15 protein-coding genes are annotated in these 21,654 nt (G+C 53.6%); 1 reads left to right on the top strand and 14 read right to left on the bottom strand.

The features are described from left to right. Positions 1 to 92 precede the first annotated feature (92 nt). From PGX44_RS05305 to mfd, 5 genes are all read right to left on the bottom strand, one after another. Positions 93 to 1,250: an MGDG synthase family glycosyltransferase gene (locus PGX44_RS05305; RefSeq protein ID WP_498854525.1), complete on the bottom strand. Its 1,158-nt coding sequence runs from the start codon at positions 1,248 to 1,250 to the stop codon at positions 93 to 95. A gap of 176 nt (positions 1,251 to 1,426) precedes the next feature. Then, entirely contained in the window at positions 1,427 to 1,705 is a 279-nt protein-coding gene (locus PGX44_RS05300) for a non-specific DNA-binding protein Hbs (RefSeq protein ID WP_186502746.1), read from the bottom strand. Positions 1,706 to 1,750: 45 nt separating this feature from the next. After that, positions 1,751 to 3,271, bottom strand: coding sequence for a bifunctional methyltransferase/pyrophosphohydrolase YabN (gene yabN, locus PGX44_RS05295; protein WP_498854524.1), 1,521 nt, complete (start codon positions 3,269 to 3,271; stop codon positions 1,751 to 1,753). 34 nt (positions 3,272 to 3,305) lie between these two features. After that, the gene (locus PGX44_RS05290) at positions 3,306 to 4,889 is read right to left on the bottom strand and encodes a putative polysaccharide biosynthesis protein (RefSeq protein ID WP_498854523.1); all 1,584 of its coding nucleotides are present in this window, start codon (positions 4,887 to 4,889) and stop codon (positions 3,306 to 3,308) included. Beyond that, positions 4,882 to 8,172, bottom strand: a complete 3,291-nt coding sequence (gene mfd, locus PGX44_RS05285; RefSeq protein WP_498854522.1) for a transcription-repair coupling factor — start codon at positions 8,170 to 8,172, stop codon at positions 4,882 to 4,884. Before mfd ends, PGX44_RS05290 begins: the two co-directional genes overlap by 8 nt. 209 nt (positions 8,173 to 8,381) lie before the next feature. Here mfd and PGX44_RS05280 point away from each other — a divergent pair, with 209 nt between their 5' ends. Then, positions 8,382 to 9,995: a peptide chain release factor 3 gene (locus tag PGX44_RS05280; RefSeq protein ID WP_498854521.1), complete on the top strand. Its 1,614-nt coding sequence runs from the start codon at positions 8,382 to 8,384 to the stop codon at positions 9,993 to 9,995. A 44-nt stretch (positions 9,996 to 10,039) separates the two neighbouring features. On the opposite strand, the gene PGX44_RS05275 is transcribed toward PGX44_RS05280, so the two are convergent. The 9 genes from PGX44_RS05275 to PGX44_RS05235 form a co-directional block, all read right to left on the bottom strand. Next, entirely contained in the window at positions 10,040 to 10,777 is a 738-nt protein-coding gene (locus PGX44_RS05275; RefSeq protein ID WP_498854520.1) for a TVP38/TMEM64 family protein, read from the bottom strand. Beyond that, the gene (locus tag PGX44_RS05270) at positions 10,774 to 11,673 is read right to left on the bottom strand and encodes a DMT family transporter (protein WP_289002282.1); all 900 of its coding nucleotides are present in this window, start codon (positions 11,671 to 11,673) and stop codon (positions 10,774 to 10,776) included. The genes PGX44_RS05275 and PGX44_RS05270 overlap by 4 nt, the downstream gene beginning before the upstream one ends. 18 nt (positions 11,674 to 11,691) lie before the next feature. Continuing rightward, a complete protein-coding gene (thrC, locus tag PGX44_RS05265; RefSeq protein WP_498854519.1) occupies positions 11,692 to 13,197 on the bottom strand; it encodes a threonine synthase in 1,506 nt (501 codons plus the stop codon). 66 nt (positions 13,198 to 13,263) lie between these two features. Then, positions 13,264 to 14,487, bottom strand: a complete 1,224-nt coding sequence (locus PGX44_RS05260; RefSeq protein ID WP_498854518.1) for a class I SAM-dependent rRNA methyltransferase — start codon at positions 14,485 to 14,487, stop codon at positions 13,264 to 13,266. Between the two features lie 8 nt (positions 14,488 to 14,495). Continuing rightward, the gene (gene hslU, locus PGX44_RS05255) at positions 14,496 to 15,908 is read right to left on the bottom strand and encodes an ATP-dependent protease ATPase subunit HslU (RefSeq protein ID WP_186504255.1); all 1,413 of its coding nucleotides are present in this window, start codon (positions 15,906 to 15,908) and stop codon (positions 14,496 to 14,498) included. Positions 15,909 to 15,923: 15 nt separating this feature from the next. Beyond that, on the bottom strand, positions 15,924 to 16,463 hold the full coding sequence (hslV, locus tag PGX44_RS05250; protein ID WP_498854517.1) for an ATP-dependent protease subunit HslV: 540 nt from the start codon (positions 16,461 to 16,463) through the stop codon (positions 15,924 to 15,926). A 2-nt stretch (positions 16,464 to 16,465) separates the two neighbouring features. Continuing rightward, the gene (trmFO, locus tag PGX44_RS05245) at positions 16,466 to 17,776 is read right to left on the bottom strand and encodes a methylenetetrahydrofolate--tRNA-(uracil(54)-C(5))-methyltransferase (FADH(2)-oxidizing) TrmFO (protein ID WP_498854516.1); all 1,311 of its coding nucleotides are present in this window, start codon (positions 17,774 to 17,776) and stop codon (positions 16,466 to 16,468) included. Then, positions 17,766 to 20,036: a type I DNA topoisomerase gene (gene topA, locus PGX44_RS05240; RefSeq protein ID WP_498854515.1), complete on the bottom strand. Its 2,271-nt coding sequence runs from the start codon at positions 20,034 to 20,036 to the stop codon at positions 17,766 to 17,768. The genes trmFO and topA overlap by 11 nt, the downstream gene beginning before the upstream one ends. Before the next feature lie 225 nt (positions 20,037 to 20,261). Next, positions 20,262 to 21,626, bottom strand: coding sequence for a radical SAM protein (locus PGX44_RS05235; RefSeq protein ID WP_498854514.1), 1,365 nt, complete (start codon positions 21,624 to 21,626; stop codon positions 20,262 to 20,264). Positions 21,627 to 21,654: the final 28 nt, after the last annotated feature.

The raw sequence follows: 21,654 nt of genomic DNA, 5'->3' as shown, positions 1-21,654 counted from the left end.
ATGGATCTCCCCTTTCCAACAAAAAAGCCGGAGACAGCTTCATAAACAGCCGCTCCGGTTGGGTATCGTTCAGGCATAGCATAGGTTGGCAGCTATGTATTCGCATACTCGTTATTCGTTGTGACAGACGACGCTGGCGTCTGCACTCCCTGGAGGAGCTGCAAGACGTGCTGGCCTACAATCTGCGCACCATTACGGTGACAGGCCAGGCTGGCCGCTGCCATTTGTTGTAATTCTTCTGGTGCATCCATGAGCTCATGCACGACGGCAGCCAGATCTTCCTGGCTGCGTACCCAGCGGGCACAGCCCTTCTTTTGCATGTACTGGGCATTGGCTTCTTCTTGTCCCGGAATGGGACTGTAAAGAATGACCGGTACTTGCACCGTCGCCGCTTCCGTACAGGTCAGGGCACCGGGCTTGGTCACCAAGAGGGACGCCCGCACCATGAGTTCGGGAATATGGTTGGTATAGCCCAGTACTTCGACGGGATGGTGCAGTTCCTTGCGCATTTGGCAAATTTCGTCGTACAGGTCGGCATTATAGCCCGTGACGACAGTAAAGTCGTCAATATTATCAAGCTGATCGAGGACCGACAAGGATTGGCGGATCGAACCCATACCGAGGCCGCCGCCCATAATCAGGACATTGCGCCGTTTGGCATGGCCCTCGTCCCAGTGCCAGCGCTGCTGGCGGAAGGCATCCCGTACGGGAATACCCGAGACGATGACCTTGTGCGGTTCTACCTGCTGGGCAACGAGCTGGTCCTTGATTTGCGAGGCTGCGACAAAATATTGGTCAATTTGCGGATAGACCCACAGCTGATGGATCGTAAAATCCGTAATTACCCCTACCAAGGGAATTTGCAGTCTGTGCTGCCGCTTCAAGAGAGCCGCTGCACCGGCTGGAAACGGATGGGTGAAGACCAGCATATCCGGCTTCTTTTCTGCCAGAACGTGCAGCATGCGGCGTTTGAGGCCCCACGAAAAGAGGGTCTTTACGACCATGCCTTTCTTGTATCCCTGGGATGAGTAATACATGAGATCGTACAGCATCGGGAAAAGGTCAAGAATTTTCAGATACGTTTCTTTTACAATATTATCAATGGACAAGGCGTCATTACTGATAAAATCGAAATGCTCTACTTCACATTCTGCCGGTAAGGTTTTCAGATATTCTTCTATTGCATGAGCTGCCTGGGTATGGCCGCTTCCAATGGAAGCAGACATAATCAGCACTTTTTTCTTCGTCATCCAGATTCCCTCTTTTTCTTCCCAAGCTGACATAATGCCAGTGGAAGTATACCTTTGAGATTAACGTGAGATGTCGGATTCGGACGGACATTCTATGTCAATTATATATCCATGGTACGACAAAATGCAAGAAAAGAAAAGGACCGTTCAGATCACGGTCCTCTCCAAGGTCATCCTTATTTATTGTTGACCAAGTCTTTGAGCTGTTTGCCAGCTTTGAATGCCGGTGTATTGGAAGCTGCGATTTTGATAATATCTTTCGTCTGCGGATTCCGGCCTTCGCGTTCTTTGCGATGACGTACTTCAAAAGTACCAAAACCGATGATCTGGACTTTGTCATCTTCCTGGAGAGCTTCGCTGATAGCTTCGAATACAGCTTTTACTGCTTTTTCAGCGTCTTTCTTCGTGATATCGGATTTTTCAGATACTTTGTTAATTAATTCGCTTTTATTCATTACAAGATCCTCCTTTAATTGGTCACATCAAACAGTTTCGTCCCATCATTTCCCCGTCTGGCAAGAGCGTTCTTTTTCTTTGGCTTCTTTCCAGAACGAGTCCAGTTCGTCCAGCGTAAAAGCAGACCAGTCTTTTCCGGACGCATGAACGCAATCTTCAACGTAGGAAAAACGGCGGCGGAATTTGCTGTTAGCCCGATGTAACGCACACTCCGGTTCTATCTGATAGCGCCGGCATAAATTGGCCAGAACAAACAATACGTCTCCCGCTTCCTCTTCTTCGTGGGTAAAGTCACCTTCCCGGACAGCTTCCAGGAATTCGTTCCACTCTTCATGGACCTTGGCAATGACGTCCGCTGTGTCAGACCATTCGAATCCAACCTTAGCTGACTTCTCCTGTAATTTATAGGCTGCCAGCAAAGAAGGAAGGCCTGTCACTACCCCGTCGAGGAGGTGTGCGTGCTGCTGTCGCAGTTCGCCCTGTTTCAATCTATCCCAGTTTACCATACTACTACTAGTCTTTTCAAGTCTATCCGTTGTAAAAACATGGGGATGACGGCGAATCATCTTCTTACACACGTCAGAAACGATATCCTGTGCCGAAAAAAGGCCTTCCTCCTCGGCAATACGGGCATGAATGACCACCTGATAGAGCACATCGCCCAGTTCTTCACGGATGCCGTCCGTATCGCCCTGATCGATGGCATCGAGCATTTCGTATACTTCTTCAACGAGAAAACGGCGCAGGCTCTGGTGCGTCTGGGATTTATCCCACGGGCAGCCGCCTTCGCCACGCAGTCTGGCCATGACGTCCACCAAGGGCTGCAGGTCAAAGGGCATGGTGCCGGATGCTTCTGCGTCTGCTGCATCATCTCGCGGCGCCGTAGGCGCATCCACAGGCGGCACAGGCAGGAAAAGGCTCGTCAGGTGGTCGATTGTATCGATGCGGTCCAGCTCGTAGAGCTTAATAGTCCGTATATCTTCGTCAGGCAGACTGATATGGTAAATGAGCTGCGCTTCATATTCGTCGCCGTAGAGGTCCATGAGGGACAGCTTCACGTCTGAAGCGACGCGGCGGTCATAGACCTGGGTCACGATAAGAGGCGTCTGCAAATCCTTAGGCAGGCTATCCGCATCAGAGCTATCAATAATGGTCACGCCGCCGACAGGGTCAAAACGCAGGCGCGTATACATGACTTCGAGAAAGCTCATGCCTGGCAGGACGTCTACAGTAACGCCTGCATCTGCCCCCTTTTCTTCCAGGAGCTGCACCGTCCGTTCGGCCACGACAGGGCTGCCCGGCACGGCATAGACGACGTCCTCTTTTTGAGCTGCTGCCAGCACGTAGTCAACGATGTGGCCATACACCTCTTCAAAGGTCGCTTCCGTTTCATAGAACCGGTCCAGTGCTTCATAAGCCAAACGGGCTTCATCCAGACGGGCTACAGACGGATGAATGGCCGTACGCAAGATGAGCCGCTTGGTTTGGCTCATGAGCTGCCACGCGTCAAGGGTGATCAGGCCGGCATCGCCCGGCCCCAGTCCTACAATATGAATAGTTGCCATAATCGTGCCTCTTTCTGTGTAAACGTCAGTAAAATCAAAGTTCCAGTTTCTTTACCCACGGGTACAGGCGGCGGCCAATGAACGGCAGCTTGCGCACGTCTTCCGACGATAAGGCCCGGAAGGCAAAGAGACAAATGATATAAATCAGCCCGGCGGCAATCATAGCGGTAATGGTCGCCAAGGCATCCGGCATGAGGGCCCGCAGGCCTTCATGCGTCAGCCAGGCTGTACCGGCCATGGCTGCGCCGGCCAAAAAGAGCTTGCCAATATAAAACCACTGCATACGATACTGGCAGTAGCGGCGGGCAAAATACAGGTTCAGGGCAGCCGCCACGGCCAAGTCGGCATTCGTCGCCCAGGCCGCCCCAACCTCGCCCAGACCGGGGATCGCCGTCAGGTGCCAGCTGAGGAAAATTTTGACGACCGCTGCCAGGGCCATATTGTACAAAGGAATGGCCGTACGGCCCAAGCCCTGCAAGAGACCGCTCGTCACTTGCTGGACACCGATGAGAAAGACCGAAAGGCCGAGGACACAAATGGACGGACCGGCTGCCGGCGTCGCATACAAAAGGCGGGAAATAGGCACAGCCAGAACGGCCAGGCCCAGCGATGCCGGCACGGTAATGACGCAGGCAATGCGCATAGCCGTATGGGCCCGCGCCAGAACAATATCACTGCGGCCGCTCGTCCAGGCAGCCGAAACGGCCGGTACGAGGCTCGTCGCCAAGGCCATGGTCAGGATGGCCGGCAATTGAACCAGGCCGTTTGCCATGCCGGAGAGGTAGCCAAAGAAGGTCGTCGCCTCGTGACTTGTATAGCCAATATCCATGAGGCGCCGCGGTACGATGAAAAGATCGATGCTGGCGACAGCCGGAAGCAGCATATTCGCTGCCGCTACAGGCACAGCCAGGAGAATCAGCCGTTTTATTACAGGCCACGCAGGCAGCTTGGCAAAAACGCCACGGTCCGCTTCTGCGCCCTGCCGTACGTGACGAAGGTAGAGCCAGACAATGGCTGCCAGACCGGCTGCTGCCCCTGGAACAGCGCCAAAGGTACCGCCGGCAGCGGCAGCTACGAGGCCCCGTGGCAAGAGCAGCCACGCCAGGGTCAGCATAACACAGACCCGCACAAACTGGTCAATCATCTGGGACACAGCCGTCGGCGTCATGAGCTGGAGTCCCTGGAAATAGCCGCGGAAGCAGCAGGTCAGAATCGACAGGGATAAGGCCGGCGCCAGGACTGCCAAGGGCAGGTATGCCCGGGGATCACTGACGAGGCCGGTATCGACGAGGACGCGGGCACCGACGACCATGCCGATGCCGCAGAGTATAGCCACGACGAACATGACTGACAATGTCACGTGCAGAATGCGCCGCGTGCCACTGAAATTGCCACGGGCTGCCTGCTCTGCCACCATGATGGACACGGCAATAGGAATACCGGCGCCGACGATGCTCAGGAGCAGGATATAGACGGGATAGGCCATCTGGTAGAGGCCAATGCCTTCACCGCCAAGAAGTCGCGACAAGAGAATCCGGTTGATACCACCGAGAATCTTGACGACGATACCGGCAATGGTCAGGACCATAGCCCCCCGCAGGAAAGATACGTTAGCCAAGGGAACTCCCCTTTCTCAGTTGCTGGAAAGCCGTAAGAAGCTGGTCCAGGAACGGCAGAATTTCTGTCGTCCCGGCCAGGGATACGCGCATCATGAGAGGCGTACCCGGCACCATATGGAAACGCCGGCGCAGGGCTGGCGGCAAGTTGACCAAAGGCGGCATGTCTTTCATGGACTGCCAGCGAAGCTCCAAGGATTCCCGTTTCTGCGCAATCAGTGCCAGGCCCTGGTCACGGGCGCGCAGGCGCAGACGGGCTGCCTGCAGCAGCGTTGCCACAGGCTGGGTAGGCCGGCCGTAGCGGTCGACCAGTTCCTTTTCCAGATCGTCCAGCTCAGAGAGGGACGTGAGCACCGCCAGGCGCTGGTACATTTCGATTTTCTGGCCGCCGTTACTGATATAGTCATCATCGATAAAGGCATCGATGTGGACTTCCATGACCGTTTCCGGCGGCGGCAGGACATCGGCCTGGCCGGCCTGGGCCTTGGCAATGGCCTTTTCCAGCATGCTGCAATACATAGCAAAACCGACGCTGGCAATGTTGCCGTGCTGTTCCCGGCCCAAGAGATTGCCGGCACCGCGGATTTCCAGGTCACGCATGGCGATTTTAAAGCCCGAGCCCAGTTCCGTAAATTCCTTAATGGCCTGCAGTCTCTTTTCGGCCACTTCCGAAAGAACCTTATCACGGCGGTAAAGGAAATAAGCATAGGCCATGCGATGGCTCCGGCCTACGCGGCCGCGCATCTGATAGAGCTGGGGCAAGCCGAAGTGATCTGCATCATAAATGATGATCGTATTGGCGTTAGCTACGTCCAGGCCATTTTCGACGAGACTCGAGCAGACGAGCAAATCATAATGACCTTCGTAAAAGTCGAACATGACCTGTTCCAGCAAGGCGCCGGGCATCTGGCCGTGGGCAATACCGATGGAAATATCCGGCATGAGAGCCTGGAGCTGGTCTTTCATGCGTTCGATCGTCGCTACTGTATTGTAGACAAAGAACGCCTGGCCACCGCGCCGTTTTTCCCGCATGACAGCATCGCGGACGATCATGGCGTCGTATTCCGTGACGTACGTCTGTACAGGGAACCGGTCTGTCGGCGGCGTTTCAATGACGCACATTTGCCGCAGGTTGACCAGGGACATGTGGAGGGTACGCGGAATAGGCGTAGCACTCAAGGTAAGAACGTCAATGTGGGCCGCCCAGGCCTTCCACTTTTCTTTCTGGGCTACGCCAAAGCGTTGTTCTTCGTCGACGACGAGAAGGCCCAAGTCTTTGAATTTAACGTTTTTATTGAGGATGCTGTGCGTACCGATGAGGACATCGATTTCCCCCGTCAGGGTACGGCGCAGGATTTCTTTCTTTTCCTTTGGCGAACGGAAGCGGTTGAGGACGTCGACGACGACGCCAAAATTTTGGAACCGTTCCGTAAAGGTCTGGAAGTGCTGCTGGGCCAGGACCGTCGTCGGCACGAGGACGGCTACCTGTTTACCGCCCATGACGGCCTTAAAGATTGCCCGCATGGCCACTTCCGTCTTGCCGAAGCCCACGTCGCCACAGACGAGACAGTCCATAGGAAAGGGCTGTTCCATAGATTTTTTGATGTCTGCCACAGCCTTGAGCTGGTCCGCCGTTTCTTCGTATGGGAAGGCATCTTCAAATTCCTTCTGGAAGGGTGTGTCCGGCGGGAAGGCAAAGCCCGGTACGATTTCGCGTTTGGCATAGACAGCGACGAGCTTTTCCGCCAGGTCCGTAATGGACTTCTGCGCCTTAGCCCGCGTCTTCTGCCAGTCGCTGCCACCCATCTTGTGCAGCTTTGGCGTTTCCCCTTCATTGCCGATATACCGCTGCAGCAAATTGAGCTGCTCTGTCGGAACATACAGCGTATCCTTGCCGGCATAGTGGATTTCCAAATAATCCTTGTGGACGCCGTCGAGTTCAATAGTCTTGATGCCGATGTAGCGGCCAATACCGTGTACCTCGTGGACGACGTAATCGCCAGGCTTGAGGTCCGTAAAGACGTTGATTTCCTGGCCTTTAGCCGTGTGGTGGCGCAGACGGTGCTTTTGCATGCCGTAAATATCCCGTTCGGCCAGGACAACCAGCTTGGCGTAGGGCAGCTCAAAGCCGCTGCGGATTTCGCCATCGGCCAAATAGATCCGGCCTGGCGGCAATTCCTTCTGCAGGTCATAGTCCTGCCCTTCAAAGCCGTGCTGTTTGAGCCAGCCATTGAGGGACGACCGGCGCTGGCGGTCACCAATGACGAAAACGACCGTGTATTGGCTGTTTTGCCAATGAACCAATTCATCGCCTAAGAGATCGAACTGCTTTTGGAAGCTGGCCATGGTTTTGGCAGAAAAGCTGGCTGACGTGTCGATGTACATGTCCGGTACGGACTGGGCCATGAGGGACAAGACGACCTGTGTACCTGCCCGCTTTTCACCGGCCAAACTGCGCCACGTCTGGAGCCATTTCTTGTACTCTTCACTTTCGCGGCGCGATTTGTTCAGGTTTTCCCGGCAGCGGTTCGGTTCATCCCAAATAATGAGACCGCCTTCAAAGTACGACAGGAGTGTATACTCCATCTTGTCATCCTGAGCCAGGGCAAAGGGCAGAATGCGGATCGACGCTACGCTTTCCAGGGATTTCTGGCTGTCTGCCGAGAAATAGCGCAGGCTTTCCAGGGTATCGCCGAAAAATTCCAGGCGCAAGGGCTGTTCACTGTTCACGGCGTAAATATCGATAATATCGCCGCGCACGGAAAAATGACCACGCCGTTCGACGAGGTCTACCCGTTCGTAACCGCTTTCGGCAATATGCTTGAGAAGCCAGTCACGATCATATTCTTTTCCTGCAGCCAGGGCCAGGACGGCCTGATCGACAGCGGCAGGAGCTACAATGTACTGCGCCGCTTCTTCGATCGTCGCTACGACGATGCAGTTGCTGCCGCCCCGCAAGGCTGTGAGGACTTCCATTTGCCGGGCCGACCGGTCCAGGCTGCGCGCCGTCGTCGTAAAGAGTGCCCGGTCGACGAGGGGAAAATCAAAGAGCCGCGTGTCCGGCAGGAAAAAGGACAGGTCTGTCTGCCAGGCCGTCAGCTGTTCCCGCGAGGGTACTATAATGAGAGCCGCGTTACGGTGCTCACTCAGAGCCCGGCCGACCAAGGCGCCTTTGACAGAGCTGCCAACGCCATAGACGCTGTGACAGCCAGGCTCCTGGAAGACGTGGGCGCACGCCGTAAGATTCGCGTCTCCGTTCATCCATTTAAAAATTGTTTGTGTCATTAGTCATAACCTCATAGAAAAGGGGGCTTTAGAGGTATGCTGCTAAAGCCCGGCAAAGCCAATATCGTTTTGACGGTTTATTATACCACAGCCCCCCTTTTAAATAAAGGGATGGGCAGCAAATGGGATTTTCCTTTACTTCCGCCCTATTTCTTTGTATAATTGTATGTACTGTATTTTTTTGTATTTATCATTTCATGAGGTGGAACATGTCATTAGTTGATGAAGTAAACAGCCGCCGTACCTTCGCCATTATTTCCCATCCTGACGCAGGGAAGACGACGCTGACCGAAAAGCTGCTCCTCTACGGGGGTGCCATACATTTAGCCGGCTCTGTTAAGGCCAGAAAAACGACGAAGCACGCCGTTTCAGACTGGATGGAAATCGAAAAACAGCGTGGTATTTCCGTTACCAGCTCGGTTCTGCAGTTCGATTATGAAGGTCATCATATCAATATCCTCGATACGCCGGGCCATCAGGACTTCAGTGAAGATACGTACCGCACGCTCATGGCAGCCGACAGCGCCGTCATGCTGATTGACGTTGCAAAAGGCGTCGAAGCGCAGACGAAAAAGCTCTTCCGCGTTTGTAAAGAACGGGGCATCCCCATCTTTACGTTCGTCAACAAAATTGACCATTTCGGCCGTAACCCTTTTGACTTGATGGACGAAATTGAAAATACCCTCGGTATTCACGCCTATCCCATGAACTGGCCCATTGGCCTCAACGGCAATTATCAGGGCATTTACGACCGCGCAACGGCGTCGATCGAGCTCTTTGAAAAGGATACGTCCCACGGCCAGCGAAAGCTCGCTTCGACGAAGGGTTCTGCCGACGATCCGATCTTCAAGGAACTTCTCGACGAAGATGTCCACCAGGGCCTCATCGATGACATTGAACTCCTCGACATGGCCGGTGACGAATTCGACATGGAAAAGGTCAAAGCCGGCCAGCTCACACCCATGTTCTTCGGCTCGGCCATGACCAACTTCGGCGTCAAACCCTTTTTGGAAGAATTCCTGCGCCTGGCACCGCCACCGCAGCCCCGTAAGGCCAAAGAAGGCGTCATCGAACCGACAAACGATGTCTTCACGTCCTTTGTTTTCAAAATCCAGGCCAACATGAACCCTCAGCATCACGACCGCATCGTCTTCATGCGCATCTGCTCGGGCCAGTTCGAAAAAGGCATGACCGTTACGCACCGCCAGACCGGCAAGACGTTGCGCCTCATGCAGCCCCAGCAGTTCCTGGCGACAGAACGGACCATCGTAGACGAAGCCTACCCGGGCGACATTATCGGTGTCTTCGACGGCGGCACTATCGGCGTTGGCGATACTCTCTACGCCGGCAAAAAACAGGTCACCTTCCAGGATTTCCCGACCTTCCCGCCGGAACTCTTCGCCCGCATCCGCGCCAAGGATTCCATGAAGCGCAAGCAGTTCCTCAAAGGCATGACCCAGCTTGCCCAAGAAGGGGCCGTCCAGATTTATGAAAACCTTGGCTCCATGGAAAGCTACATCGTCGGTGCCGTCGGCCAGTTGCAGTTCGAAGTACTGGAATACCGCCTGAAGCACGAATACGGCGTAGATCTGGAAATCAACAACCTGCCCTACACGGTAGCCCGCTGGATCCAGACCAACGGCCACGACTATAAGGACCTGAAAAATATTGACAGCGCCATGATCGTCAAGGATCATAAGCAGCGCGTGGTCCTGCTCATTGCCAACGAATGGCAGACGAACTGGATCGTCGAACGCAATCCTGATTTCATCTTCTGCACGACACCGGATGAAATGGAATTGCCCGACGTCGAAGAAGAATAAGGAAACTAAAAAAGGCTGACCCCTAAGGGCCGGCCTTTTTTGTATTAGTCTTTTGTTTCTTCTGCTTTTAAATCTTCTTCAATCTTATGCAGCACTTTCTTTGCCTTTTGCCGGCGATGCCAGTACCACAGGCCACCGTAGACGATCGTAATGACGATGACTAAGATAGTCAGGCGCATCGTATGGTCTTCGAACATGACGATGTCATGGCCGACGAAGACCTCACAGGCAACAGATGGTAATTTGCCAATAAAACAGCCAATGATGTAATCACGGTAGCTGATATGACTCAATGCACCGAGAGCCGTTACCAGTCCATTCGGCGAATACGGTACAGCCCGGGCGACGGTCATCGCCTGCCACGTGCTGTAATGATCCAGCTTGCTCAGCATCTTGCTCTTTTCAATAGCCCTTTTGGCCTTATTACGAAAGAGAGTCCGCATGAAGAAAAAGCTGATAATAACGCCGATGGTTTCGGCAATCCACGAGACGAGGGTTCCCTGGAAGACACCGAAGACGACGCCGTTCGCCGTAGAAATGAAGATGGACGGCAGAAACCCGACGATGTTGATGACAATATCGATGATCATGCTCACGGCAACGGCCCAAATACCGAAGGAACGCAGGTACTGGATCGTGCCATGCATATTGCCACTCGTCGAAAGGTCCCACACAGTACGATAAAAGTCGGGGATTGCCAAGTGAATCCCTGCCAGTACGGCTATCAGGCCGACAAAGAAGGCTACCTTGATATGCGTTTCATTGATTTTTTCTTTTGTCATAGTGTATCTTTTTTGCTCCGTTCATGGACAGCGGCCATTTCGGCAATCTTGTCGTGCTTGAGTTTCGTCAGGTACATAGAACCGCCAATAATCAGGATGCCGCCGGCTACTGTCAGGAGTGTCAGCATTTCCTGGAAGATGACGAAGCCCCACAGGGCGTTAAAGAAGACCCCGATGTACGACACAAAGCTGACGACGACAGGATTCGCCGTCGCGTAGGCGTCGGTCATCCAAATCTGGGCGATAACCGTAATCACGCCCAAGGCAATATACCAGCCCCATTCGGCCAGGTTCGGCACGACGAAGGAGCCCGTAACGGCCATGAGGATGGCGCCGGAAAGGGCCGCACAGCCCAGGAAGTACAGGACGACCTCGTAGGGATGGTGCCGTCCCGAGTTGGTCAGCTTGCTTACCGTCGTATAGGCGCCGGCAGCAAAGACAGCCTGTGCCAGGGCAAAGAGGGAATAAATGTTGAAGGACGCGAAATTCCAGGGCCGGACGACGAGACAGCCGCCGACGAAAATGACGACCAAGGGCAGCTTCGAGCCCTTAGGCAGTACTTCATCCAGGAAAATCGCCGCAAAGAGCATGACGAAAAACGCCGAGAGCTGGGAAATAATCGACACGTCCGCCAAGGGCATGCCACGCAGGGCGTAGAAAATACAAATCATGCCCAGGCCGCCGAGAACGCCACGCATGACGAGGGTCGGACGGTCTTCATGGGACAGATGAATGTGCTGGGCCCGCATGAGGCCAATGATCAGCAGGGCACTGAGAAAACCGCGGAAAAAAGCGATTTCCCCGGTGCTCATCGTATAGGACAATTCTTTTACGATGACATTCTGGATACTAAATGCCAGGGCAGAAAGGATTGCGTAAATTACACCTTTACTCATTACGCAGAGCCCCTTTTCTTACGCCTTTTGCCGGTCACTGATGGTATCGACAAAGGAAAGGACGGCATCCTTCATGGCTTCCCGTTCGATCGTATCAGCAAAGCGCACCGGTTTCTGACGCAGGTCTGCCAAAGGCTGTGGCAAGGCGATGTTGGTGACTTCGCTCACCGTAGCTAGCATCGTAAAGGGATCATCCGAAGCGGGCAGGGCCAGAGCCTGGCAGAGGACCGGCGGGAATTTGTACGGATGCGCCGTCGACATGACTACCGTATGATGCGGCAGGCGGCCTTCCTTATGGAAGTTCATGTATACACCGCAGGCCACAGCTGTGTGGGGATCCATGAGGTAGCCAAAATCGTTGAAGACGTGGTTGATGACGGCCTTCGTTTCGTCGTCATCGATCCAGTCGCCGCTGAACTCAGCCTGCAGGGCCTCGAGCTCTTCCGGGCTGACCTGCATTTTGCCTGTTTCCTGGAGATCTTTTTCCCACTGGGCAACGCGGGCTGTGTTGCCGCCGGCTACATAAAAGAGGAAGCGTTCAAAGTTGCTCGAAAGGAGAATATCCATAGACGGGCTGTCTGTCGTATAGAAAGCGCGGTTCATATCGTAGACGCCGGTCTTGAAGAAATCGGCGAGGACTTTATTCTTATTCGAAGCGCAAATGAGGCGGCCAATGGGCGCACCCATCTTCTTGGCAAACCAGCCGGCCAGGATGTTGCCGAAGTTGCCTGTCGGCACGACGACGTCAAAGGTATCGTTCTGGCCAATAATGCCGTCGTCGACGAGGCGTACCCACGTCGCTACGTAGTAAGCTACCTGAGGGAAGAGACGGCCAATGTTGATGGAGTTGGCACTCGAGAAAAGGACGCCCTTTTCGTTGGCGTAGGCGTTGACCTCTTCGCTCGTAAAGACCCGTTTGAGGAAGCTCTGGGCATCGTCGAAGTTACCGTTAATGGCCGTGACGCGGACGTTCTTCCCTTCCTGCTTCTGCATTTGCTGCTTTTGCATAGGGCTCACGCCTTCGCTTGGGTAAAAGACCATGATATTCGTACCGTCTACGTCTTTAAAGCCTTCCAGGGCGGCTTTGCCGGTGTCACCGCTGGTAGCCGTGAGGATAAGGATTTCCCGTTCTTCTTTTTCCTGCTTCTTGGCAGCCGTCAGGAGATACGGGAAAAGGGACAGGGCCAAATCCTTAAAGGCCAGCGTGCGGCCATGAAACAGTTCGGCAATCGTCAGCTCCGTATCCAAGGAATGGAGAGGCACAATGCGTTCATCGTCAAAGGTGCTGTCGTTGTAGGCAGCGGCAATCATTTCCTTGCGTTCATCGGCACTAAAGTTGGTGAAAAAATAGGACAATACCGTTGCGGCAATTTCCTGATAGGATTTTTCTGCCAGGTCCTTATACGTCAGGACCTGTTCCGGGAACGTTTCCGGTACATACAAACCGCCGTCGCGAGCCAGGCCGTGTAAGAGGGCATACGAGGCGGATACAGTTTCATCAGAGCGGGTACTTCTGAAATTCATAGGAATCTCTCCTTTTTCCTTGAGGTTACATAGTCTATCTGAAGATTATAGCACACATTGGGCCTGTCAGACGACCTGGAAGAGGTAAAACTTGAGATAATTCGTTTCCGGCACGTTCCAGAGGATGGGATGATCCGGCGACTGCTGGCGCCCTTCGATCTGGCGCAGGTGTACGCCCGCATCAGAGGCGGCGTCGGCGAGCATGCGGCGGAACAGATCATCGCGCATGAAATGGGAGCACGAGCACGTAGCGAGATAACCGCCACGGGGCAGGAGCTTCATGGCCTTCAGGTTGATTTCCTTGTAGCCTCTAATGGCGTTGTGCACGGTGTGGCCCGATTTGGTAAAGGCCGGCGGGTCGAGGATGATGAAGTCGTAGTCGTGATTCTTCTCTTCTGCCATCTGCGTCAGAAGGTCGAAGACGTTGGCCTGCTTGGCCGTGACGATAGCTTCGAGGCCGTTACGGCGGATGTTTTCTTCCGTCATTTCTACGGCTTCGGCCGATACGTCGACGGCTGTGACGCTGGCAGCACCGCCCTTGGCTGCGTTCAGGGCAAAGGCCCCGGTATGAGTGAAGCAATCCAGGACGTGGCGGCCCTTGGCGAGCTTGGCCACGGCCAGACGGTTATATTTCTGGTCGAGGAAAAAGCCTGTCTTCTGGCCATTTTCCACGTCTACGTCATAGAGGATGCCGTTTTCATCGATCGTCGTGAGCGGCGCACCATGGTCCGGCAGATAAGAAGCTTCGTACCAGCCCTTGTACTGTTCCATGCCGTCGAGCTCGCGGACGTGGACGTCGTTTCGTTCATAAATGCCGCGGATAGTGACGCCCATGGCCTGGAGCTGGTCAAAGAGGGCCTTGAAAATAATCGGCTTTACCTGGTCCATGCCATAGCACAAGGTCTGGGCCACGAGGATATCGTTGTAGCGGTCCACCGTCAGGCCCGGCATTTCATCGGCATCGCCAAAGATGAGGCGGCAACAGGCAAAGTCCTTGTCACCCATGACCGTGCGGCGGTAATCCAGGGCGTACTGGACGCGGCGCTGCCAAAAGGCTTCGTCGAAGCGGTCGTTGGCATTGGTCGAGAGGATGCGCACACGGATTTTGGAAATGAGGTTGGCAAAGCCCGTACCGAGGTATTTCCCCTTGTCGCTAAGAACATCGACGATGTCCCCTGTTGCAAAGGTGCCGTCCACGCGGGTCACTTCTTCTCCGTAAACCCAGGGATGGCCGCTGCGGGCTGCTTTTTCCCCTTTTTTTGTGATGTATAATTTGGCGTAAGGTCTCATGGTGCTCCTTATAAGATGTAATGGCTGAGGTCGACGTTCTGGACGACATCATTGAGTTTCGAGGTGACAAAGGCCTTGTCGACGGCAATGTGTTTTTCCGGGATGTCCGGCGCTTCGTAGGATACGTCTTCGAGAATTTTTTCGAGGATCGTGTGGAGGCGGCGGGCACCGATGTTTTCCGTTTCCATATTGACGCGGTAGGCGTATTCGGCAATGGCGTCAATGCCTTCGTCTGTAAATTCCAGTTCGACGCCGTCTGTAGAAAGGAGGGCCGTATACTGCTTCACGAGAGACTGGTTCGGTTCGGTCAGGATGCGGCGGAAATCGTCGACCGTCAGGGAATTGAGGGACACGCGGATTGGGAAACGGCCCTGCAGTTCCGGAATGAGGTCGCTCGGCTTCGAGACGTGGAAGGCACCGGCAGCGATGAAGAGGATGTGGTCCGTCTTGACCGGGCCGTATTTCGTATTGACCGTTGCGCCTTCGACGATAGGCAGGATGTCGCGCTGTACGCCTTCACGGGAAACGTCCGGGCCCTGGGTGTGGCCTTTTTCGGCAATCTTATCGAATTCGTCGATAAAGACGATGCCCGATTCTTCTGTGGCTTCAATGGCTTTTTCCACGACGGAATCCATGTCGAGCATTTTTTCCAGTTCTTCGGCTTTGAAGATTTCCCGGGCTTTGGCGACGGTCATCTTCTTTTTCTTCTTCTTTTTCGGCATGATGCTGCCCAGCATCTGCTGGAAATTATTGGTCAGCTCTTCCGACGAGTTGCCCGTCAGGATGCCCTGAACTGGTGCAGCCTGTTCCGTGATTTCCACTTCGATTTCCCGTTCGTCCATCTTGTGGTTGCGGATGTCTTCGAGCATCTGCTGGCGCCGGCCAGAGCTGTGTTCTTCAATTTTCGGTACGTCGTGCTGTTCTTCTTTTTCTTCTTCGTCGTCAGAGCTGAAGAAGACGTCCATAGGGTTGCGGACGATTTTCTTCGCCGTATCGGTTTTCTTCGGCCAGAGGACCTGGAGGATGCGCTTGTTGGCTTCTTCTTCGGCCTGGCTTTCGTGGCGTTCGCTTTCCTGTTCCTGGACCATGCGGATGGCGTTGGTGACGAGGTCGCGGATGATCTGTTCGACGTCACGGCCGACGTAGCCTACTTCCGTATATTTCGTGGCTTCAACCTTGATGAAGGGCGCGCCGACGAGGCGGGCCAGGCGGCGGGCAATTTCCGTTTTGCCGACACCTGTTGGGCCGATGAGGAGGATGTTTTTCGGAATGATTTCCGTCTGCATGTCTTCGCTCAGGTTCTTGCGGCGCCAACGGTTACGCAGGGCAATAGCTACGGATTTTTTGGCTTCACTCTGGCCGACGATGTATTTATCGAGTTCGGCTACGATTTGTTTCGGCGTTAATTCCATTTCGTTCATATTGGTACCTCTTTCTTATATTTCTTCTACGATGACGTTGTGGTTCGTGTAGACGCAGATGTCGGCTGCGATGTGCAGGGATTTTTCGGCAATTTCCCGGGCGGAAAGGTCCGTGTTTTGTAGGAGGGCCCGCGCTGAGGCGAGGGCGTAGTTGCCGCCGGAGCCGATGGCCAGGACGCCGTCATCCGGTTCGATGACTTCGCCGTTGCCGGAAATGAGGAGGATGCGCTGGCTGTCCGCTACGAGGAGGAGGGCTTCCAGCTTGTGCAGGACCCGGTCAGAGCGCCAGTCCTTGGCCAGTTCGACAGCACTACGGACGAGGTTGCCGTTGTGTTCGTTGAGCTTAGCTTCAAAGCGGTCAAAGAGAGTAAAGGCATCGGCGACAGAGCCGGCAAAGCCGCTGATGATCTTGCCGTGATAGAGGCGGCGGACCTTCTGGGCTGTGCCCTTCATGATGACGGAGTTACCCATAGTCACCTGGCCGTCACCGGCAATGGCTGTTTTGCCGTCTTTTTGGACGGCGCAGATCGTAGTTGCATGAAATTCTGTGGTCATACTTATATACTTCCCTTCATAGTTTCAATTTCTTCGAGCGCCCGCTGGGCAATAAGACCATTCTTTTCCTTCTTCTTCATACGCTTTTTAATGCCCAGCGGTTCCATGATGCCAAAATTGACGTTCATGGGCTGGAAATTATCGTGAGGCGACGAAATATAGTGGCTCAGGCCGCCAATGGCCGTACGGCTCGAGAAGGTGATGCAGTCCTGGCCCTGAGCCAGGCGGGCAGCGTTGATGCCCGAAAGAAGACCCATAGAGGCCGATTCCAAATAGCCTTCGACGCCGGTCAGCTGGCCGGCAAAGAAGAGGTTCTTGTTGCGCCGGTACTGAAGCGTCGCGTCGAGGAGCTCCGGCGAGTTGATGTACGAGTTGCGGTGCATGACGCCGTAACGGACGAATTCAGCATGTTCCAGGCCGGGAATCATGGAAAAGACCCGTTTTTGTTCCGGGAACTTGAGGTGTGTCTGGAAACCTACAATGTTGTATAGCGTAGCGCTGCCGTTATCCTGACGCAGCTGCACGACGGCATAAGGGATCTGGTCCGTACCAGGCAGTTCCAGGCCGACGGGCTTCATAGGGCCAAAGCGGAGCGTATCGATGCCGCGGCCGGCCATAACTTCCACAGGCATGCAGCCTTCAAAGACGGCATCGTTCTTTTCAAAGTCGTGCAGTTCGGCACATTCGGCCGTCGTCAGGGCCTGCCAGAAGGCCTTGTATTCTTCTTCCGTAAAGGGGCAGTTCAAATAGTCGGCACCGCCCTTGCCATAGCGGGCTGCGCGGTAAACCTTGGTCATATCGAGGGAATCGACGCTGACGATGGGCGCTGCGGCATCGTGGAAATGGAAATAGTCCGCACCGGTCAGCTTTTGGATTGTATCGGCCATGGCCGGGCTCGTGAGCGGGCCTGTGGCGACGATGCAGATCTGGTCTTCCGGGAGTTCTGTCACTTCTTCGTGACGGATGGTGATGAGCGGGTGCGCTTCTATTTTCTTCGTAATGTATTCGCTGAAGGGAATACGGTCGACGGCGAGAGCACCGCCGGCCGGCACGCGCGTAGCGTCGGCGGCTTCCATGATGAGCGAGCCCAGACGGCGCATTTCTTCCTTCAAGAGGCCGACGGCGTTTTCGATATTGGCCGCGCGCAGGGAGTTGCTGCAGACGAGCTCCGCAAATAAGGATGTATGATGGGCCGGCGACGACTGGACGGGACGCATTTCCACGAGTTCGACAGGAATGCCGCGCTGGGCCAGCTGCCAAGCCGCTTCCGAGCCGGCCAGACCGGCGCCGATAACTAAGACACTATTCTTCATTGACTACCTCACCTTTTTTATGATTTTCACAGTCCGGATTGCTGCAAAAGAGTTTATCCGGGCCTTTTTTATAATGTTTTACGGTCATGATGCTGCCGCAGAGGTCACATTTCTTATCGACGGGCTGGTTCCAGAGAACGAAATCGCACTCCGGATATTCGCTGCAGCCGTAGAAGACGCGGCCCCGCTTGGACTTGCGCTTAATAAGCGAGCCCTTGCCGCATTTGGGACAGGTAATGCCCAGGTCTTCGACGATGGCCTTCGTATTGCGGCATTCCGGGAAATTGGAACAGGCCAGGAATTTGCCGAAGCGGCCGAATTTGTAGACCATAGGGGCACCGCAGACGCTGCAGATTTCGCCCGATTCCTGTCCGGCAATGGTGACCTTCTCCATGCCTTCTTCTGCCGCTTCCATTTCCGGCTCGAAGACATCGTAAAATTCCTGCAGGACGTGGACGTACGTGTCCTTGCCCTGTTCGATAGCATCGAGTTCTTCTTCCATGTGGGCCGTAAAGCTGACGTTGATGATCTGTTCAAAGAAACGCTTGAGCAGATCGACGATGATGACGCCCAGCTCGGTCGGCACGAACTGCTTATCCTTCTTTTCCACGTAGTTGCGGTTTTGGATCGTATCCATGATCGGTGCGTACGTACTCGGGCGGCCAATGCCCTTTTCTTCGAGGGTTTTGATCAGGCTGGCTTCGGTGTAGCGCGGTGGCGGCTGCGTGAAGTGCTGCTGCGGATCGATTTTTTTATTGTGAACGACCGTACCTGTTTTGATGTCCGGCAGGACGCTCAGGGTTTTATCCTTCTTGGCGTCTTCATAGAGCTCCGTAAAGCCCTTGAAAATAACCGTATAGCCTGCGGCGCGCAGTTCGTACTTGCCGCTGTGGATGATAATGGCCATGTGTTCCGTTTCGACGGCAGCCATCTGACTGGCCAGGAAGCGGTTCCAGACGAGCGTATAGAGGCGCAGCTGGTCCCGAGAAAGGAACGGCGCCACTACGTCCGGTGTCAGTTCAAGGGACGTAGGACGAATGGCTTCGTGGGCGTTCTGGCTCGACTGGCGGGCCTTGTAGACGTGGGGCTTTTCGGGGACGAAATCCGGGCCGTACTGGTTCTGAATGAATTCCCGGGCCTGTTTGATCATATCGTCGTTGATGCGGACCGAGTCTGTACGCATGTACGTAATGAGACCGACGTGGCCGTGTTCGCCAATGTCGAGGCCTTCATAAAGCTGCTGTGCCAGCATCATGGTCTTCTTGGCGCCGAAATTTAATTTACTGACGCATTCCTGCTGCATCGTCGACGTCGTGAAAGGCGGCTGGGGCTGCCGTTTGCGGCGCCGTTTTTCCACCTTGTCGATGACATCGGCAGGCTGGTCCTTTTTGGCCTTTTCCCATTGCAGATCGGCCGCAATGGCCTTAGCCTGTTCTTCGTCAGCAATGGCAGCTTTTTCGCCGTCGATTTTCGTGAGCTCCGTATGGAGCTCCAGGCCATCAGCTGTTGTATACAAGCCCTGAATCGTCCAGTACTCTTCTGGAACGAAGGCCTTGATTTCTTCTTCCCGTTCGCAAATGAGGCGCACGGCAACGGACTGGACACGGCCGGCACTGAGGCCCTTGCAAACCTTCTTCCAAAGGAGCGGACTCAGCTTGTAGCCTACAATACGGTCCAAAACGCGGCGGGCCTGCTGGGCATCGACCTTCTGCAGATCAATCGGCTCAGGCGATTCAATCCCTGCAAGGACAGCCTTTTTCGTGATTTCGTGGAACATGACGCGGCACGGTGTATGTGGGTCAATTTCCAGCAAATGTGCCAAATGCCAGGAAATAGCTTCCCCTTCACGGTCCGGGTCAGTTGCCAGATAGACATTCTTTGAACGGACAAACTCGTGCTGCAGCTCTTCGATGAGCTTGCGCTTGTCAAACATATTCGTATACACCGGCGCAAAACCGTTTTCAATATTGACGCCGAACTGATTACGCGGCAAATCCCGCAAATGACCACGACTCGCCATGACGCGGTAATCGCTGCCCAAGAACCGTTCAATCGTCTTGGCCTTAGCCGGTGATTCCACGATGACCAGATTCTTGGCATTCTTCGGCAAAGGATCCATTTTTTTCAATGGCTCCTTCTCGGGCAAATGAATGGTACCGTTAATGACAATCTTGTCATCCCCGTCTTTTTTCTTCTTCTTGCGCTCCTTCTTTTTCTTATCGTCGATGATAATCGTGCGTTTGATTGGAAACTCTAACATACGTGTATCCCAGCCTTTTATACAAAATGATATACAGGTAATTTCTCATATATATAGTATATAAAGTGATTCAATATATCATGATACACTATTATCAGTATCCGTTCAACCTTTTAGGGTGATGTGGGCGTAGAGAAAAGCCTCTGGACTGGCTTGTTCAGAGGCTTTTTCAGTGATTCTTTAAGTTTTTGAGAACAACCGCGACCTGGCCAGGAGGCGGTTGCGTTATTCCAGCAAATATTCCAAATACGCCGGCAAGGTATATTTTTCTACCATACAGGCAATGTCTCCTTCATCATAGTTTGCGTCACAGCCACCGCCGCATTTTGGCAGAAATACGCAGATTTGGCACTCAGGCCGTAGTTCCACCTTGTTGCCTCGTGTATCCGGCCCATACAGTCCTTGCCAGATGTCACCAATGCGCTGATCTGGTCGTCCCATGTAATGTTCACACGTGTAAACGTTGCCGTCTGCATCGATGGAAAAGGCATAGGCACTGTGTCGGTGACAGGATGTAGCTCTGGGCTGTTCATAAAATTTATTGGCAAAGGTCATCTTATTGGGATTTTTCAATACCTTTAAGAGCCGCTTAGCCGTGGCTATCCGTTCTTCTTCAGGAATAATATCCTCTATTCCCGTGACAAAGGCGGGATAGAAGGTTACACTTTCATAAGCTCCCAAGCGGTCTTCCAAGAGGGCCACCAGGTTCACCATGTCTGCCAAATTGCCTTGGGAAATGTTGAGCCGGATGCTAAGGCCAATGCCTTCCTCACCCAAAAGAGCCAGCTTATCTAAGAGCGGATAAAAGTGTCCTTTTTGCCCATCTACGTAATTTTTAATTTGCTCATATTTTTCTTCTGTCCCGTCCAGAGTGACCTGCATGTTATTGATATGCCAGGACCGTAGCTTATTTTTAATCAACTCTTCCGTCAGAAGACTACCATTCGTAATGATGTAAGACGAAAAATTGATCTCTGACGCTTCCAGCTGCTCTGACAGTGCATTAATTAAGGGCTGATTCAACAACGGCTCCCCGCCAAACCAAATAATTTGCAGGCCCCGTTCCAAATTCTGACCTTTTAAAAAGGCTACTAAATCATCCAGCTTATCCAGGGGAAAATCCTTATGCTCTACGCCGGCTTCATAACAATACACACAGCGGGCATTGCATTTCATAGTAGTACTCAAAACAATATTCACGTTGCTTTTAAAATAGCAGTGATACGTGTTCATGTATTGTAAGTACCGTTTCTGTTCGTCCAAATCTGCGGCTACCCAAAGGCCGGCATCGATAAACTCATTTTTTATCTCTTCCGTCACTGGCAACTCGCCCAAATACATGTGATATTCTTTTTCATTGAACCGGTACAGGGCACCTGTCACCGTATTAAATACAGCATACTGGCCGTTGTTTCCGGCAACATAATTGTACCGTGAGCATTTCGTTTCGATATCATAGTGAATGGTTGCTTCCCCGATTCCTTCCAGGAAGTGCTGTAACTCCTCTGTACTGCGAATCTCATTGCTATGTTCCCACATTTCTTGCATAACCTTCACCATGTTTTCCTTGGCTGATACCAAGCTGTACAAAAAAATCGCCCCCGTTGTATGTTAGATT

The organism is Caecibacter sp. AF58-12pH5A, assembly GCF_027681725.1.
GTDB classification, from domain to species: Bacteria; Bacillota; Negativicutes; order Veillonellales; family Megasphaeraceae; genus Megasphaera; species Megasphaera hominis.
This window is presented reverse-complemented; position numbering and strand designations above follow the sequence as displayed.